We start from the raw sequence: 16,714 nt of genomic DNA, 5'->3' as shown, positions 1-16,714 counted from the left end.
CCGAGGACGGCGTCATCTGGGTCTACGGCGCCAACGATGACGACGGGATCTTGGCGTTCACCGATGAAGGCATCAAGGAGGTCAAGCTCCTCCTCGATGAATATCATCGCGTCTCACCATCGAAAGCTTGATCTAAGAACCGCGGTGCGCATGGCCGCCGGATCCGCACGTCTGCGGTCTTCACCGGATGCATACGCCCTAGCGTCATCCCGCGTCCTGTAGACCTTGCGCGCTGTGCGCTCGGTCTTGAGCGACGAGAAGAAGCTCTCCATCGCAGTAGGCTGCCGGGCTTGCCTCTCCTCCAGATCCCCATGATCAAGGCGTCGGTGACGAGCTGCGCCGTCATCTCGGCCTTCTCCGCCCCACCGACGACACGCCGTGAGAACAGGTCGACGACGGCGGCAACGTAGAGACATCCTTCGGCGGTCAAGATGTAGGTAAAATCGGCAATCCACTTCTGGTTCGGGGCCGAAGCCTTGAAGGCACGCTCAAGGAGGTTGTCCGACACTGCCGAGCGCTCGCCAGTATCTTTCGCCAACCCATGGCGGCGCGGCCGGGCACGTAGCCCATTCTCCCGCATGAGCGCTCGATGCGACGAAGGCCGCAAGAGACTCCGCCAGCACGAAGCTTCGGTCGATCTCGGCAACGAGAATCTCGTCGTGCCGGAACGAGCGCTGGGACTGCGATTAAGCCAGGCATGGGAGCATCGCACAGCCACGCCACAGGCCTGATGTTCCGGTGCCTCGCGATGAAAGCGAACCTCATGTCACTTCCCTAGCGAAGTACGCCGCGGCCTTTTTTGGATGTCGCGCTCCGCCTGCAGCTTCGCCACTTCCTTGCGCAGTCGGTCAATCTCCTGCTGCTCCGGCTTCATCTGCCCATGACCGGGAAACGCATGCTGCCGATCGGCCGATAGAGCGCGCGCCCATTTGCGCAGCACATTTGCGTGAACATTAAGGTCGCGGCCAGCCTGGGCCACCGCAACGCCCCGATCCTTGACCAATCTCACCGCCTAAAGCTTCACCTCGCGATTGAATTTCCTTCGTTGCATTCCCACTCTCCAGTTCCGTCAAACACCTTATCTCTGTGTCCACGAAACCGGCAGCAGGCCATTTCACCACCGCCAAACCGTAGCGCGTATATGAGTTTTTTATTTCTTGGGCTGTCGGGCTCTCTCGAACCTTTATGCGGTTCGGAGCCATATTCCGGCCAACTTTGCTATTCGGCGGCGTTCGTCCGCCGCCTGCCCGCGTCAAGGCAGGGCATGCGGGAATAGGTCGGCAAGTGAGCAAAATCATTGTGGGAAACGTCGCTAGTGGCGTCTCCTGGAAAAACGAGGTGTGAAATGGTGCTCGACTATGTTCTGGGTGGAGCGGTGACGCTGTGCGTCACCGTCTACCTCATCTACGCGCTGCTGCGCCCCGAGCGCTTCTGAGCCGAACCGTCTTTGCCGATGAAAGAGGCGGCGGCGATTCTTGGCGACGTGCTTAGGCTCAATCTGGCGCTCGACACTCTGTCAGATAAAGCTGGCGGCGGCCGAAAAACCGGATCGCCGCCAATCATGTTATAGCAAGTGATCATGACCCTAGACGACCTTTCAGCGGACGCTCGACCGTCGCCGGAAGCTTTGCTTGCAAAGGCGGGGCAGGAATCGCGCGGACGCTTAAAGATATTCATGGGTGCGGCTCCGGGGGTCGGCAAGACTTACGAGATGCTGATGTCCGGCCGCTCCCGTAAGTCCGAGAGAGTGGACGTCGTGGTCGGTCTGGTGGAAACACACGGTCGTAAGGAAACCGAAGCCTTGGTCGACGGCTTCGAGGTTATTCCTCGCGCGAAGGTCGCCTACAAGGGGCAGCATCTCGACGAGATGGATCTCGACGCGGTTCTTGCCCGTAGGTCACAACTCGTCCTAGTGGACGAACTTGCCCACACCAATGCGCCGGGTAGTCGTCACCCCAAGCGATATCTCGATGTCCTCGAACTGCTCGACCGCGGCATCGACGTCTACACGACACTCAACGTCCAGCACATAGAAAGCTTGAACGACGTTGTCGCACAGATCACGCGCATCCGCGTCCGCGAGACAGTGCCCGATTCCGTCATTGACCGGGCCGACGATGTCGAGATCATCGATCTGACTCCGGACGATTTGATCAAGCGTCTGAACGAGGGCAAGGTCTACCTGCCCAAGACGGCCAAGCGGGCGATCAAGAACTACTTTTCGCCAGGCAATCTTACAGCGCTGCGCGAACTCGCCCTGCGCCGCACGGCACAAAGGGTTGACGAGCAACTTCTCAGCCACATGCAGGCACACGCAATTCGCGGACCTTGGGCTGCCGGCGAGCGGGTTTTGGTCTGCATCGACCAGAACCCGCGCAGTTCCGCCCTGGTGCGATATGCCCGTCGGCATGCCGATAGGCTGCGCGCACCTTGGACGGCACTTTATGTCGAGCCGCCGAGGGCGCTCAATCTGACCGACGCGCAGAAAGACCGGATCGCTGACGCGCTGAGGCTTGCGGAGCAACTGGGCGGCGAGGCTATCACCTTACCCGGCGAGAACGTCGTCAGGGAGATCCTGGGTTATGCAACAGCCAACAACTTCACGCATCTGATTGCCGGCCGGTCGGAAAAGTCGCGTTGGCGCGAAATTCTGCATGGTTCGGTTGCTCACGAGTTGATCCGCCACGCGGGCGATCTCAGCATCCACATTATCTCCGGGAGAGAGGTCGAGGAAGCGCACCCGCGACGGGCTGCAACAGCGGCGTCGCGCAGGTTTAGCTTTCAGCCTTATATGCTTAGCCTGCTTTATGTGGGCGTCGCATTCGTCTTCGGTCAGCTGCTTTCGCGCGTGCTGGGTGTGCAGAACATCGCATTGACCTTCTTGATGGCAGTTCTTGCATCTGCGGCGACCGCAGGACTCCGGCCAGCCCTCTTTGGTTCCGTCGTCGCGGCCCTGGTCTTCAATTTCTTCTTTCTCGACCCGCGGTACACTTTACTGATTCAAGACCCGGAAAGCCTAGTCGCGTTCTTCTTCTTTCTGGGAGCTGCCGCCATCACCAGCAATCTCACGGCGCGCGTTCACAGACAGGCAGCTGCGGCTCGACAACGCGCCAGGACTACCGAAGACCTCTATCTTTTCTCGAAAAAGCTTGCAGGCGCCGGAACGCTGGACGACGTGCTCTGGGCCACAGCCCACCAGATCGCGTCGATGCTCAAGGTACGCGTCGTCATCTTGCTGCCTGACAACGGCACTGTGGCGGTCAAGGCAGGATACCCTCCCGACGACACGCTGGTTGACGCCGATATTGCGGCCGCCCGCTGGGCATGGGAGCACAACCGGCCGGCGGGTCGTAGCGCGGACACGCTTCCCGGCGCACGACGGCTCTATCTTCCATTGATAACGGGAAATACACCTGTCGGCGTCGTCGGGCTGGATAATGACAGGGAAGGCCCGTTGCTGACGCCCGAGCAACAACGGCTGTTCGACGCGCTTGCCGACCAGGCGGCCGTGGCTATCGAGCGGATTCAGCTTGTCGCCGACGTCGACCAGGCGAAAAGAGCCGCCGAAGCCGACAAGCTCCGCTCCGCGCTGCTCACCTCGATTTCACACGATCTCAAAACGCCGCTCGCTGCTATCATGGGCGCTGCTGGAACGCTGCGCGATTATTCGCAATCCGTGCCCGAAATGGATCGCGACGAGTTGCTTGGAACGATCGTGGAAGAATCGGAGCGGCTCAACCGCTTCATTGCCAACCTTCTCGATATGACGCGTATCGAATCGGGCGCGACCGAACCCAGCATATCGGCGCAGTACCTTGACGATACAGTCGAGTCGGCCCTGCGTCGGGCTTCGAAGATATTGTCGGAACACACGACGTCTGTCAAAATTCCGCGCGATCTGCCGATGCTTCGGCTCGACGCTGTCTTGTTCGAGCAGGTCCTGTTCAACCTGCTCGACAATGCCGCCAAATATGCGCCGGCCGGCACCCTGATCTCACTGCGGGCCTGGCAGGACGGCGAGTTCGTCGTCCTTCAAGTGCTGGATGAGGGTCCCGGCATTCCCCCATCGGATCTGGAGAAGATTTTCGACTCCTTTCATCGCGTTCGAAAGACGGATCACGTGCGCGCCGGAACCGGCCTCGGCCTGTCAATCTGTAGGGGCTTCGTGGAAGCGATGCGAGGCACAATCAAGGCCGGCAACCGGACTGACCGGAGTGGCGCCGTCTTCACGATCCGGATGCGGAGTTCATCCGAAACGTCGAACCTGGATGAATTGTGATGTCGAATTCTATGGTAAAAGTGCTGGTCGTGGATGATGAGCCGCCGATCCGCAAACTTCTAAGAGTCGGGCTTTCGGCGGAAGGGTATGAGATCGTCGAAGCATCCACTGCGGCGCAGGCCATGGAGCGGATCAAGAACGATGGACCGGACCTCGTCCTGCTCGATCTCGGCCTCCCGGACATGCAGGGCCACGACCTTCTCCACAAGTGGCGCAGCGACTTGCTTGAACTGCCGATCATCATCCTTTCAAGCCGAACGGATGAGGCCGGCATCGTCAAGGCGCTGGAACTCGGCGCAGATGACTACGTCACCAAGCCGTTCGGGACCAAGGAGTTGGTGGCACGTATCCGGGTCGCTCTGCGCCACGGACTCCAGCAGCAGGGCGAGCGTCCAATCTTTCAAACGGGAAACCTGTCCGTCGATCTGGTGAAACGGATCGTCAGGGTGGCGGATAGGGAGGTGAAGCTCTCACCCAAGGAATACGACATCCTTCGCATCCTTGTGCAGCACGCCGGCAAGGTGATCACGCACCGGCACCTGCTCGACAAGGTCTGGGGTGGCTCGACGGATATCCAATACCTTCGCGTCTACGTGCGCCAGTTGCGCCAGAAGATCGAGAGAGCCTCCGGCGAGCCTCAATACATCACCACCGAGACCGGCGTTGGCTACCGGTTGCGCGATGCCGACTGAACCGAACCCGGCGGAGCGTGTTGGCAGTGCAGCGTGGCGTGACGGAAGCTCAGCGCCGTCAGAGAAGTATCCTTGGCTTCTCAGTTGCCGCTCTATCTGTGGTGCCTCAGCAGATTGTCCGCGGACAATCCGAGACGACTGATAGCTGGTTTAGATTTAGGCTGTCGTGAGGGCAATTGTAGCGGTGCATTCAGCTTCGGCAACTCGGTGCGCCGAGGTCGCATATTGCTGTTCTTCCCGTTGTCGCCTGGTGTGCGGCGTATTGATGACCGCCGGGTGGCAAGCGGCATCGTCTGCATCATCTACTGGTTCCGCAATAACCGATAGCCGACCATAGCCATCGCACAGTTGCCGAACACGTCGCGGACGGCCGCGTCGAGGCGGTTCTGGCCTTCATCCGAGATATCGAGAACGGAGCGCATGGGTGAGGATCACCCGCGTCGATACAGACGGGATCTTCCATCGCTATCTGATACCGAAGTGCGCTTTCCTGCCCACCAGGGGCGTGGGAGTAGCGATCGACGGCCGGCGCTTCAATCGGACCGGTGTCGAAGCGCCTTACCTGTCCCGCGCGCCGCCTACGGAGTTGGAGGAATACAAGCAGCGCGTCAGCATCGTCCCGCCAGCAACGCTTGCCGCGTACAGTCTCCTTGCCGAGGTGGCCGACCTTTCGCCCGGGATTCGACCTAAAATCTGGGGGCGGCGTTTGGCACGGATAGGATTGTGCCTGACGCCAGATCGCTTGCATCGACTGGAAAATCCGCCATCGTGGAAGCTCGCGCAACCAATCATCACGGCTGGGCTTCGCGGCATCCTGGTACCGTCGCTACGTCATGTCGGCCGAACGAATTTGTTGATCGTTCCAGCTATAATCTTGTCGACGGTGATCATGTCGCGCTTCATGACCCGATCACCGCCTGCCGCATAACAGTCGTCCTGGTCGTGGGTGACTGCCTGTTGTCGCAATGCGACAACACCTCGCTAACGACTCTCCTGGTCCTCAGCGGCACCGTTCTCGCCCCGCGCCGTTACGCAACCCGGCTGGAATGTGGCCGGCCAACAACCTTTCCTCTTGCAGCAACCCGGCATGCTCGAGCGCCCCGAAATCACGCAGCAGGATCACCGAACGCTCAAAATGACGGCCTGAAAACATGACGAACCGTCAGAAACGGAGAGGCGTTCATGACACCAATGTTGTTGACACAGCGTTGGCGACAAAGCCTTTATCTGCGCCTTAGTCGACGGCATGATATCCCCCATCGATGTACAGGGTCTGCCCGGTTATTAGTCGGGCTGCATCGTGAGCGAGAAACGCGGTTGCAATACCGACATCGTCGATGCTCACAAGCTCCCGAGCAGGAGACTTTCGCTCCGCCTTCGCAAGAAGCTCGTCGAACTCGGGAATGCCTGAGGCGGCGCGCGTCGCGAGCGGTCCCGGCGAGATGGCGTGGACGCGAATTCCCTTCGGTCCCATTTCAGCCGCCATGTAGCGAACGGCACTTTCGAGGGCGGCCTTCGCAACGCCCATGATGTTGTAATTCTCGACCACCTTTTGCGACCCGTAATAGGTCATGGTGAAGAGCGAGCCGCCTTTCTTCATCAACGGTTCAGCCAGATGGGCCATGCGGATGAAGGACCAACAGGAAATATCCATGGTGGTCAAAAAGCCGTCGCGAGGAGCGTCGACGACCCGCCCGGCCAAGGTTTCTCGGGGCGAAAACGCTATGGAGTGGATGACGAAATCGAGTGAACCCCACTCTGCCTCAATACGCTCAAAGACGGCCTCGAGTTGTCCCGGCGCTGAGACGTCAAGCGGCATGAATATGCTAGCATCCACATGCTGCGCCAGCGGCTCGACAAATCGTTTCGCCTTTTCGTTGAGATAGGTGATCGCGAGTTCGGCTCCGAATGCCCGGAACGCGCGGGCGCAGCCCCAGGCGATGGACTGGTCGTTGGCGACGCCGACGATCAGGCCTCTGCGGCCTTCGAGGAGTTTAGCCTTCACGGACGGAAGGGACATCGCGGTCTCCGTTGTTCAGGATGTCTTTTCGCGACCGACGATCGCCAGCGTTTGCCGCGCTATCATCAGTTCTTCATTGGTCGGAATGACCAGAAGCTCTATCCGGCTCGCCGCTGTGGAGATCACCGTTGCGCCCGCCTCGTTGGCCGCGTGGTCAAGTTCCGCGCCAAGCCAGTTGAGCTTTTCAGCGAGGAGAGCGCGGATGGCCGGCGAATTTTCGCCGATCCCTGCTGTGAAGACGAAGGCGTCGAGGCCGCCAAGAGCGGCCGCGAGAAGACCCGCACTCAAGCCGCAGCGATGGATGAAATGAGCGATGGCCAACTTGGCCCCCGGATCGGTGCTCGCCAGAAGATCGCGCACGTCGTTCGAAATTCCTGACAGGCCCCTCAGCCCGGATTCGCGATAGAGAAGGTCCGAGACCGCCTGCTGGCTCATGCCCTTCTGGAAGAGATAAAGAACGACTCCGGGGTCGAGCTGGCCCGGACGGGTCCCCATCGGCAGGCCGTCGAGCGCCGTGAAACCCATGGTGCTCTCGACGCTGCGTCCACCAACGATCGCGCACATCGACGCGCCGCTGCCGAGATGGGCGACGATCAGCTTGTCCTTGGTAGGCGCAATCTCGGCCAGTCGCTCGGCGATGTATTCGTAGGATAGCCCGTGAAAGCCGTAGCGGCGCACGCCATCCTGGTACAAGGATCGCGGCAGCGCGTAGCAATCGGCCGTTTCGGGCCGGCCACGATGGAAGGCCGTGTCGAAGCACGCGACCTGCGGGATGGTCGGGTCGATATCCATGACCAGGCGGATCGGCGCGAGATTGTTCGGCTGATGCAGCGGCGCCAATTCCTGGTATTCGGCGAGGCGATCGAGCACGGCAGCGTCGATGAGGATCGGCCGGTCGTAGTTCGGGCCGCCATGCACCACACGATGGCCAATCGCCCGCAAGTCGATACCGTCGAGGCTCGCCAGCCATTCGCGCGTCTTGCCGACGGCGGCCGGAAGATCGGCGACCTCCGACGGCTGATACTCGCGATCGACAAGCACGCCTTCCTTCGATGTTGCGCGCAGGCGCGGGCGAACACCTATGCCATCGAGATTGCCGCGAACGCGGCCGTCTGGTTTCCCGTCGATGACCTCGAATATCTGGAACTTCAGGCTCGACGAACCGGCGTTGACGACGAGGATCGCGTCCATTTCAGGCTGCAACCTGCGCGGCCCGACGCCTCGCTGCGGCATAAAGAGCCGCGACGGCGCAGGACGCCAGCCGCGTCCTCACCGAATCCGCCCGGGAGGTGAGGATGATCGGCACGCGCGCCCCAAGCACGATGCCCGCGGCATCGGCCCTGGACAGGAATGTGAGGTTCTTTGCCAGCATGTTGCCCGCTTCCAGGTCGGGAACGACGAGGATTTGGGCCTTTCCGGCGACCGGAGAGTTTATCCCCTTAATCCGCGCAGCTTCCGGGTCGACGGCGTTGTCGAAGGCCAGTGGCCCTTCCAGCAGGCCGCCTGTGATCTGTCCGCGCTCGGCCATCTTGCAGAGCGCGGCCGCCTCGATGGTCGTGGGGATCTTGGTGGTGACCGTCTCGACCGCGGAAAGGATGGCGACCCTCGGCTCGCCCAGACCGATGCCAACGAACAGGTCGATCGCGTTCTGGACGATATCCCGCTTGGCATCGAGATCGGGCGCAATGTTGATGGCGGCGTCCGTTATGAACAGCGTTTCCGCGTGGCCCGGAACATCCATGATGAAGACGTGGCTGATGCGTCGCTCCGTGCGCAGGCCCGTGGACGACGAGGCGACCTCGCGCATCAGCTCGTCGGTATGCAAGCTGCCTTTCATCAACAGTTCGCCCCGGCCCGCGCGGACCATTTCAACGGCGCGCGCTGCGGAAGCGTGGCTATGCGGCGTGTCGACGATCTCGCAAGCGCCGATGTCGACTTGATGCTCCGCGGCTACGGCGCGAATCCTGGCCTGCGGCCCGACCAGGACGGGTACGATCAGTCGCTCCTTGGCTGCTTCGATCGCACCCGTGAGCGAGGTTTCGTCGCAAGGATGCACCACGATCGTCGTGGCCGGCGTCTCGCGCTGCGCGGCTGCGATCAGCCGATCGTATTTGGACAACTCGGTGGCCTCTGCGATCTTCAACATTGTGAAAACCATCCTCTCCCGGTAACCGCTAGGACGCCTTGCGCCCGATCGGAACGATCGCGCCGGTCCGTTGGCCTTCATCGTCCAGCAGAGCGCTCAATCGCGACAGCCTTTCAGTCTCCTGCGGTGTCAACTGACCCCGGGCCTCCAACACGTCGAGCAACTTGCCAAAGCAGGCGCTCCTTTCCTGAGGATCATCGGGCAACAATTGCGGGATCGCGGCAAGCGCTGCCTCCTCGTCGATGAGCAGCAGGAAATACTGTTCGCGTATCAGTGCCTTGAATTGCTCGAGCGTCATCTCGCGGGCGGCCGGATCGGTGGCCCGAATCCGCCGGATCACCTCCAGCCCGCGCTCGTCGGCGGTACCGCTGGCTGCGCGAACATAAAGCAGCGCACGGGCAAGACCCTCGGCAGTGCCGCCACGGGTCATTCCGGCTCGCAGTTCGGCAATACGCGCCTCGACCAGTGCTTCATGCAGCAAGCTTTTGGCGGCCTTGCGGGGGCGCTTGTCATCATCCGCGCTCAAGCCCATCGCCGCCTGCAGAACCGGCATGCCGTAAATGGCGTGAAAAGTCTCTTCCGCGTATTTCTCGGCCGTCTTGCGGCAGGCCTCGAAGCCTTCGACTATCTGCTTGGACATCTGCTTTTGCATCGAGAGAAACAGATTGTCGGGCGAAGCCGGCCGGCGTTCGGCGCGAACACGCTCGGCGGCGGACGTGACCCAGGACATCCAGGGATTTTCCGGCCCGAAGATCTCGTACTGAAGCCGCAGCGGATGCAAGCGCTGCATCGTCTCGGCGATGACCGGCGACACGACTGCCCTCACCCATGGCTGAGCCAGTGCCCGATAGGTCGAAAGATTGATCTCCGAGAGACGCGCGGCGGTTGCAAAGCGGCGTTCATCCTCGATCGAATTGCCACCCAGCGCCAGGATGTCGTCCAAGGTGCGGGCCTCGCAACGCATCACCCATTCGCCGGTCACCAGGTCAGGGTTGTCGATTGCCGCGCCTTTCGGCTCCAGCACCGCCTCGTAAAGACCCGGCGGCAAGAGGTCGATGAAATCGATGTTGGAAGCGAATTCGTCATGCTCCTTCCGGGCAACACCGGCCGACACGAAGATGCCGAGATGGCCGACCTTCTCGTGAACGCAATAGACGATGGTCTGCCCATGCGCGCGGATTTCGTCGATATCGTCGTACAGGTCGAGAATCCAGTCGAGCGCCTGCTGCGGCGGCGTGATGTTGTCGCCCTTGGAGCAGAAGACGAGGATGGGAGAGCGGATGTTGCGCAGATCGACCGCCGTTCCGTTCGAGGTCCTGATTTCGCCTGCGGCTAGCCTGTTGCCCACGAACAGTTCGTCGACGATGAACTGCATCTCCTGCGCGTTCAGCGTCACATGCCCGCCCCACCAGCGCTCGAAAGCGAGGTAGCGTTCTGCCTCGGTATCGATCTTGGAATAGAGATTGTACTGCTTGCTCCACAGCGTATTCGCCGGATTCTGGTTCTCGAAATTCTGGACAAGCCAGGCCCCGTCGAACTTGCCCGCGCCGAGATCGCCCGCTAGCGCTGTCAGCCAGCTTCCGCCGAGCAGTCCGCCCGTATAGCGCATCGGGTATTGGCCCCTGACGCCGGCCCAGTAGGACAGCGGCGTGCCGGCAATGATGATCGGTCCGAACAGTTCCGGCCGAAGCGCGGCAAGGATCATCACCGCCCATCCCGCCTGGCAGTTGCCGATGACGCAGGGCTTGCCGTCCGCTTCCGGGTGCCGCGCAATCACCGTCTCGAGAAACACGGCTTCGGCCGTTGCGATGTCCTCGATCGTCTGCCCGGGCTGCGGCTCCGGCAGGAAACCGATGAAATAGCAGGCGTGCCCGGCCTTCATGGCGACGCCGATCTCGCTGTCCGCCTTGAATCCGCCAATGCCCGGCCCGTGACCGGCCCTTGGGTCGACGACCAGGAATGGACGCTTGCGCGGATCGATCGAAATACCGGCGGGCGGCACGATGCGGACAAGCGCATAATTGACCCGCCGCGGCAAGCTTCGTCCGTCGGCAATCAGCTCGGCATCGTAGTCCAACACGTGAGGCGCGGTCTTCGCGGCCTGCTCGCCATACTGGACGGCTCGCTTCTGCATCGTTTCGAGGAAAAGGACGGAGCGCTGCCAAGCGTCAAAGGCATAGGAAAAGGCGTCGGAGTCCATCAAACCCTCCATACGAACGTCAACCGGTGCCGAGCGATTGCGGCGAACCGTAGCGATCAGCATGCATCGTCAGCCACATTGGACGGCAATAGATGACAGCTTTGTGGCAGTCTACCGCAGTGCACAAGAGAAGGCGTAAATTACCGTATTACCTTTTGCAACGCGGCTCACAGGTGGTCACTGCCCGCGGAGGTTTTCCGCGAGCGGCCGGCCGTCCTGCCCGCCCACCGTGATATCCGGTATGTCGTCGCCATGCTTATTGAAGTAGCGAACGTGATCGATCATTTCTGGTCGATGCCTTGTTTGAGATACCGCGTAGTCCCATTGCGGCAGGCGGAATCCGGCAGGAAGGCAATCGACCTGTGAAAGCGCAGGAAACGCACTTCCGGCAGACGCAGACGTGACCGTCAAAACACCGACGACGAAGCATCCTAGTACCCCTAGACGCGGTCGAAGAATCCTTTGTCTTCTTCCGCAAGATATGTGCGTGCACCATCAGGATCGATGTCGAGGCCGAGTCCCGGGCCGGGCAGCAACTCAATCATCGAATCCCGCACGATCTGTTCCGGCAGTCCGATCACGATATCCTCCCACCAAGGCTCCGAAGCGGTGGGGTATTCGAATGCAATGAAGTTGGCCGGTAGAGCGGCACACACGTTGATCAGCGCCCCGAGACCGAGAAGGCCGTTTGCGGTACCGTGCGGCGCCATCATGATCGAATGCATGTAGGCGTGCTCGGCGACCCATTTGAGCTCTGCGATACCGCCGATGTCGGCCGGATCGGGGCCGACGATCCGGACCGCCTGCGTCTCGATCAACTCCTTGAAGTTGTGGCGCAGATAAATCTGCTCGCCGGTGTGGATTGGCACCGTCGTCGACCGCGTCAGTTCGCGATAGGCCTGCGGGTTGATCCAAGGTACGTAGTCGCCGGTAAGCATGTCCTCAAGCCACATCGGATTGTACTTCTCGACCGCATTGGCGAAGCGGATCGCATCGGGCAGGAACCAGCCGGGACCGCAATCGAGCGCGAGGCTGACCTTGTCGCCGAGCACTTCCTTCATGGCCGCGACGCAGTCGATCGCGTGGGCCATCCCGCGTTCGCTGATCTGGCCCTGGTCCATCGCGCCGTGGTAGCCCGCCTTCTTCTGTACGACGCCATAGTGAAAGTCGACAACCGTATCCTTCATATTCGAATGGAAGGTGATGCCCTGCTTGACCATGAAGAAGCCCTCGGGCTGTTCCATCATCCATTTGACGTCGGCCGCATAGTCTTCGGGCCGGTCTCCCGTGCGCTTACGACGCCTGTTGCCGTTGTAGCAGCGAACCTGATCGCGAACCTTGCCGCCGAGCAGCTTGTAAGCCGGAACGTTCAATGCTTTGCCGGCGATATCCCACAAACAGTGTTCAATCGCACTAACCGCAGCGCCATAAGGCTTGAAGCTGCCGCGCTGGCGAATCTTCAGCATGCAGCGCTCGACGTCAGTGGGGTCCTCGCCAATAAGTGCGTCGCGAAAGTGCAGCACCCATGGCTTCAGGTAGGGCTTGGTGAATTCCACCTCGCCGAGGCCGTGGATGTTCTCGTCCGTCACGATGCGGACGATCGGATGGCGGCCAATGACGGCGCAACGGAGGTCGACGATCTTCATGGTCTGGACTTTCGGCCTTTGAGGGATCCCGCGTAGGAGGGAAATCGCTACCATAGCCCCGGGGCGGAGCGTCGTGTGCTGGACTATCCTACCTGGTTCGCTTCCAGGAAGTCACGGTTCAACTCTATTCCAAGCCCGGGAGTCTTGTTGAGCTTGAGGCTGCCATTCGAATTGTCGAGCGGTATATCGATGAGCATATCGTATTTGCGGAGGTCCCATTCCGACGTCTCGAGCTTGTAGAAGTTTGGCACAGTCATCATCACCTGCGCCCCGGCGACGATGTTGATAGGGCCCGCAGCATCGTGGGGCGACACCGGAATGTAATATGCCTCGCATAGGGCCGAGATCTTCTTCAGCTCAGTAATGCCGCCGGTCCAGGTGACGTCGGGCATGATGTAGTCAGCCAGTTTGTTCTCAAGGACCGGTACAAAGTCCCATTTCGTGTGGCCACGCTCGCCCCAGGAGATCGGGGCGCTGACCTTGTCCCGGACCTGCTTGAGCGCGTTGAGACTCTCCGGCGGCACAGGTTCCTCGAACCAGTCGATCTGCCCTGCTTCCTCGAGCGAGCGGCAGAGCCGGATCGCGGTCGGAACGTCGAAGCGACCGTGCGCGTCGATGAGGATTTCGATGTCCGGGCCTGTCGTCGCGCGGATCAGCGCGGTGAGTTCGGCCGCCTCGCGCTCGTCCCTGCGCGTCATGGACCCGTCGAGATAGCCGTTGCGCTGCTCGCGGGCCTGACTATTCACATGCGGACCCTGTTGAGGGAAGGGGTCGAATTTGAGCGCGGTGTGTCCGGACTCGACGATGTCCATGATCTCCCGAACCACAGATTCCTTGCTGGTAAACTTCCGCTGGTCGGGGTGCGTATAAAGGGCGATCTCGTCGCGCACCGGTCCGCCGAGCAACTCGTATATCGGCTTACCGAGGACTTTGCCCCTTATGTCCCAAAGCGCGATGTCGATAGCGCTCACACATTCGACCGCGGCACCACGGCTGCCCATGTAGGTGAAGCTGCGGAAAATCTTGTGCCAGAGATACTCGATGCGCACGGGGTCCTCTCCCACGATCGCCATGCCGATCTGCCGTAGAATTGCGCAAAGCGCCCGGTTGGCGAGTTTGGTTGTGGTGGTGATCTCTCCCCAACCGCTGACCCCCTCGTCGGTCGTTACTTCGATGAACAGGAATTCCCCCCAATAGGAAGCGCGAGACTCGATCAGCCATGGGCGAATGCTTGTTATCTTCATCTGTTCCTGTCCTTACTGCGAAACAAGCAAGCCGGTATCAGGGAACTTCGTTCTATCCGGCCCGAGCGGCGTAGAGTGCGCGCATCTGTTCGAGAATATGCCGGCCAGAACCTTCGACATGGCGGGCAACCAGTTCGGCCGCCTTGTCGGCTTCGCCGGCCTTCACATGCGCGATAAGCTCGCGGTGCTCCTTCATGATCGCGGCACGGCGAGCCAGGGTGAAATTGAAGCGCCTGCTGACGGCGCGCAGCACCTCGCGGTGCTTCCACCACAAGGCGGCAACGTGGCGGTTGTAGTGACGCTGGTACATGACCGTATGGAACGCCGTGTCGAGTTCGCTATGCTTTTGCTGATCGGCGAAATTGTTTTCCTCGATCAGGCCCTGGATACGCTCGAGTTCAGCGATGTCGGCTTCCGTCGCCATGCCGACGAACCAGCGCGTCAGGGCCGGTTCGATTAGCACGCCGATCTCGGAAATGTCCCGGACGAAGTCCTGGTCTATCGGGCGCACCCGCGCTCCGCGGTTGAGCGCGAAGGTGACGAAGCCTTCCCCCCGGAGGAGTTGGAGCGCCTCGCGGACGGGGTTCGTTGATGTGCCATGACGCCGGGCAAGGTCGGCTGCGACGAGACGCTCATTGGGTTCGAGCCGTCCCTCGATGATGTCCTCGCGAATGAGATGATAGACGGAGCCGCCCTCGGCGAACGTGTCGATGACATCAATTCCAGCGGGCGGTTTTGCCTTGAAATCGCTTGCCTCGCCCACTTTCAAATCCCCATTCACCCGCAACCTCCGTATCCTTGCAGATATTATGCTCGGCGCCAGCCAGATAGTACACGATTCTTTCGAATTGACACGCTATCCCAATTCTGGGAGCGTGTACGCTGCCCGACGGAAAACAGCAAGAACAACCCGGACATTTGGGTCGTCGGCACAATCGGCCGCTAGACGGGCCACGAAAACGGGAGGAGTCCAATGGTGAAGTTGAATCCCCGCAACGCCAGCCTGCGCGGCGCGGTACCCTCCGCGATAGCGATGTCGTTGATCGCGACGGCGGCGCTCGCAGAGCCGCCGGTCGACCTGAGCAAATGGTCGCCAGAATACGTCCGCTCCATTGCGGGTACGGCGGAATTCGATACGGCGGAGGCGTGCGGCAAGGTCACTCCGCTTGACTACAAGGGGCGCCTGACCTTCTGGTACCAGGGCGTGTTCGAAGGCGATCCCGACCTGCTACGCCAGTACTATAAAGATTTCTTCGAGGCATTCCGCAAGACCTATCCGAACATTCAGCTGGAAGAACAGGCCCTCACTTACAACGACCTGCTCGACAAATTCCGCACCGCGCTCCTGGGCAATGCCGCGCCGATGGCGGTCCGCCTGCAGATTCTGGGCGGCACCGAGTTCGCGTCGAAAGGCTACCTCGAGCCCCTCAAGCCCGAAGACGTCGGCTGGTCGACGGAGGATTTCTGGCCGGGCGCCATGAAAGCGGTGACTTGGGACGGAGTGACCTATGGCATCCCGACCAACAACGAGACGATGGCGCTCATCTGGAATGCCGATATCTTCAAACGCGCGGGGCTCGATCCCGATAAGCCGCCGGCAACTTGGGACGATGTCGTCGCGTACTCAAAGCAGATTCACGACAAGCTCGGAATCGCCGGCTACGGGCTCGTTGCCCGCAAGAACGCCGGCAACACGCCTTACCGGTTCATGCCGCAGCTCTGGGGTTACGGCGGCGGCGTATTCGATGAAGCCGATCCGAGCCCGAACTATGGCGAGATCAGGCTGAACAGCGAAGCCAGCAAGCGCGCCCTGCAGGCGTCGTATGACATGTATGTCCGGGACAAATCGGTTCCCGTATCAGCCCTCACCAACCAGCAGGCGGACAACCAGCCGCTGTTCGTCGCTGGCCAGTTGGGCATGATGATTTCGCACCCATCCGACTACAATGTCATGCTCGATATGCAGAAGAAGGCAACGGGCGCCGACAAGGAAAAGGCGCAGACCGTCATCGACAACATGCGGTACGGACTGATTCCGACCGGCCCCGACGGCAAGCGCGCAGTGGTCTTCGGCGGCTCCAACATCCACATCCTGAAGCCCGAATATGTCGATGGCGGCAAGGTTGATGAGCCGGCCGCGAAGGCGATCATCTGCTTCTGGACCAGCCCCGAATGGTCGCTGAAGATGGCCTATGCCGGGTCCAACCCGGGCAATCTCAACGGTTTCAAGACCAAGTGGATGAAGGAACGCCTGGACAACATCAAGTTCCTCGACGTCACCACGTCGATGCTGCCCTACGGCATTCCGTTCCCGGCCTTGCCGCAGGCACCCGAGATCATGAACATCATCGTCCCGGACATGTTGCAGAACGCCTTGACCGGCGCGATGACCGTTGACCAGGCAGCGGATGACGCGGCGAATAAAGTCAAGGAGCTGATGGGCGGGCTCTAGCCTTGCTCTGCTGCGAACCAAGCCGGCAGTTCTCG

Annotated in this window: 12 protein-coding genes and 1 pseudogene; 5 read left to right on the top strand and 8 right to left on the bottom strand. The window is 60.8% G+C overall.

The genetic code is table 11. The features are described from left to right. Nucleotides 1-194: 194 nt before the first annotated feature. Nucleotides 195-1,009 (bottom strand): annotated as a pseudogene (locus ABMA59_RS34260) (IS3 family transposase); the annotation flags it as partial. Between the two features lie 336 nt (nt 1,010-1,345). Between ABMA59_RS34260 and kdpF the strand changes: the two are divergent. From kdpF to ABMA59_RS34240, 4 genes are all read left to right on the top strand, one after another. After that, entirely contained in the window at nt 1,346-1,435 is a 90-nt protein-coding gene (kdpF, locus tag ABMA59_RS34255; protein WP_349009838.1) for a K(+)-transporting ATPase subunit F, read from the top strand. Between the two features lie 144 nt (nt 1,436-1,579). After that, complete coding sequence (locus ABMA59_RS34250) at nt 1,580-4,279, top strand: DUF4118 domain-containing protein (protein WP_349009837.1); 2,700 nt, start codon at nt 1,580-1,582, stop codon at nt 4,277-4,279. After that, nucleotides 4,279-4,971: a response regulator transcription factor gene (locus ABMA59_RS34245; protein WP_349009836.1), complete on the top strand. Its 693-nt coding sequence runs from the start codon at nt 4,279-4,281 to the stop codon at nt 4,969-4,971. The genes ABMA59_RS34250 and ABMA59_RS34245 overlap by 1 nt, the downstream gene beginning before the upstream one ends. Before the next feature lie 424 nt (nt 4,972-5,395). Next, nucleotides 5,396-5,899 carry an RES family NAD+ phosphorylase gene (locus ABMA59_RS34240; RefSeq protein ID WP_349009835.1) on the top strand — a complete coding sequence of 168 codons (504 nt, stop codon included), beginning with the start codon at nt 5,396-5,398 and terminating at the stop codon, nt 5,897-5,899. Between the two features lie 306 nt (nt 5,900-6,205). On the opposite strand, the gene fabI is transcribed toward ABMA59_RS34240, so the two are convergent. The 7 genes from fabI to ABMA59_RS34205 form a co-directional block, all read right to left on the bottom strand. After that, nucleotides 6,206-6,991 carry an enoyl-ACP reductase FabI gene (gene fabI / locus ABMA59_RS34235; protein ID WP_349009834.1) on the bottom strand — a complete coding sequence of 262 codons (786 nt, stop codon included), beginning with the start codon at nt 6,989-6,991 and terminating at the stop codon, nt 6,206-6,208. A 15-nt stretch (nt 6,992-7,006) separates the two neighbouring features. Continuing rightward, nucleotides 7,007-8,182, bottom strand: coding sequence for an acetate/propionate family kinase (locus ABMA59_RS34230; RefSeq protein WP_349009833.1), 1,176 nt, complete (start codon nt 8,180-8,182; stop codon nt 7,007-7,009). 1 nt (nt 8,183) lies between these two features. Further along, the gene (locus ABMA59_RS34225) at nt 8,184-9,137 is read right to left on the bottom strand and encodes a phosphate acetyltransferase (protein WP_349009832.1); all 954 of its coding nucleotides are present in this window, start codon (nt 9,135-9,137) and stop codon (nt 8,184-8,186) included. Between the two features lie 28 nt (nt 9,138-9,165). Then, entirely contained in the window at nt 9,166-11,337 is a 2,172-nt protein-coding gene (locus ABMA59_RS34220; protein ID WP_349009831.1) for a DUF3141 domain-containing protein, read from the bottom strand. Nucleotides 11,338-11,777: 440 nt separating this feature from the next. Next, entirely contained in the window at nt 11,778-12,983 is a 1,206-nt protein-coding gene (locus ABMA59_RS34215; RefSeq protein WP_349009830.1) for a mandelate racemase/muconate lactonizing enzyme family protein, read from the bottom strand. Between the two features lie 83 nt (nt 12,984-13,066). Beyond that, on the bottom strand, nt 13,067-14,227 hold the full coding sequence (locus tag ABMA59_RS34210; protein WP_349009829.1) for a mandelate racemase/muconate lactonizing enzyme family protein: 1,161 nt from the start codon (nt 14,225-14,227) through the stop codon (nt 13,067-13,069). 52 nt (nt 14,228-14,279) lie between these two features. Next, on the bottom strand, nt 14,280-14,990 hold the full coding sequence (locus tag ABMA59_RS34205; RefSeq protein ID WP_349009840.1) for a GntR family transcriptional regulator: 711 nt from the start codon (nt 14,988-14,990) through the stop codon (nt 14,280-14,282). 210 nt (nt 14,991-15,200) lie between these two features. On the opposite strand from ABMA59_RS34205, the gene ABMA59_RS34200 reads away from it, so the two are divergent. Further along, nucleotides 15,201-16,679, top strand: a complete 1,479-nt coding sequence (locus ABMA59_RS34200) for an ABC transporter substrate-binding protein (RefSeq protein WP_349009828.1) — start codon at nt 15,201-15,203, stop codon at nt 16,677-16,679. Nucleotides 16,680-16,714: the final 35 nt, after the last annotated feature.

Origin of the sequence: Mesorhizobium yinganensis (genome assembly GCF_040081985.1) — a bacterium.
Classification (GTDB): Bacteria; Pseudomonadota; Alphaproteobacteria; order Rhizobiales; family Rhizobiaceae; genus Kumtagia; species Kumtagia yinganensis.
Note: the sequence above shows the minus strand (reverse complement) of the source record. Positions and strands in the feature narration are given on the sequence as shown.

Bases quoted from the DNA above. Each gene is read 5' to 3' on its own strand.
- ABMA59_RS34210 (WP_349009829.1), bottom strand. From the start codon at position 14,227: ATGAAGATAACAAGCATTCGCCCATGGCTGATCGAGTCTCGCGCTTCC.
- ABMA59_RS34220 (WP_349009831.1), bottom strand. From the start codon at position 11,337: ATGGACTCCGACGCCTTTTCCTATGCCTTTGACGCTTGGCAGCGCTCC.
- fabI (WP_349009834.1), bottom strand. From the start codon at position 6,991: ATGTCCCTTCCGTCCGTGAAGGCTAAACTCCTCGAAGGCCGCAGAGGC.
- ABMA59_RS34225 (WP_349009832.1), bottom strand. From the start codon at position 9,137: ATGTTGAAGATCGCAGAGGCCACCGAGTTGTCCAAATACGATCGGCTG.
- kdpF (WP_349009838.1), top strand. From the start codon at position 1,346: ATGGTGCTCGACTATGTTCTGGGTGGAGCGGTGACGCTGTGCGTCACC.
- ABMA59_RS34200 (WP_349009828.1), top strand. From the start codon at position 15,201: ATGGTGAAGTTGAATCCCCGCAACGCCAGCCTGCGCGGCGCGGTACCC.
- ABMA59_RS34230 (WP_349009833.1), bottom strand. From the start codon at position 8,182: ATGGACGCGATCCTCGTCGTCAACGCCGGTTCGTCGAGCCTGAAGTTC.
- ABMA59_RS34250 (WP_349009837.1), top strand. From the start codon at position 1,580: ATGACCCTAGACGACCTTTCAGCGGACGCTCGACCGTCGCCGGAAGCT.
- ABMA59_RS34215 (WP_349009830.1), bottom strand. From the start codon at position 12,983: ATGAAGATCGTCGACCTCCGTTGCGCCGTCATTGGCCGCCATCCGATC.
- ABMA59_RS34245 (WP_349009836.1), top strand. From the start codon at position 4,279: ATGTCGAATTCTATGGTAAAAGTGCTGGTCGTGGATGATGAGCCGCCG.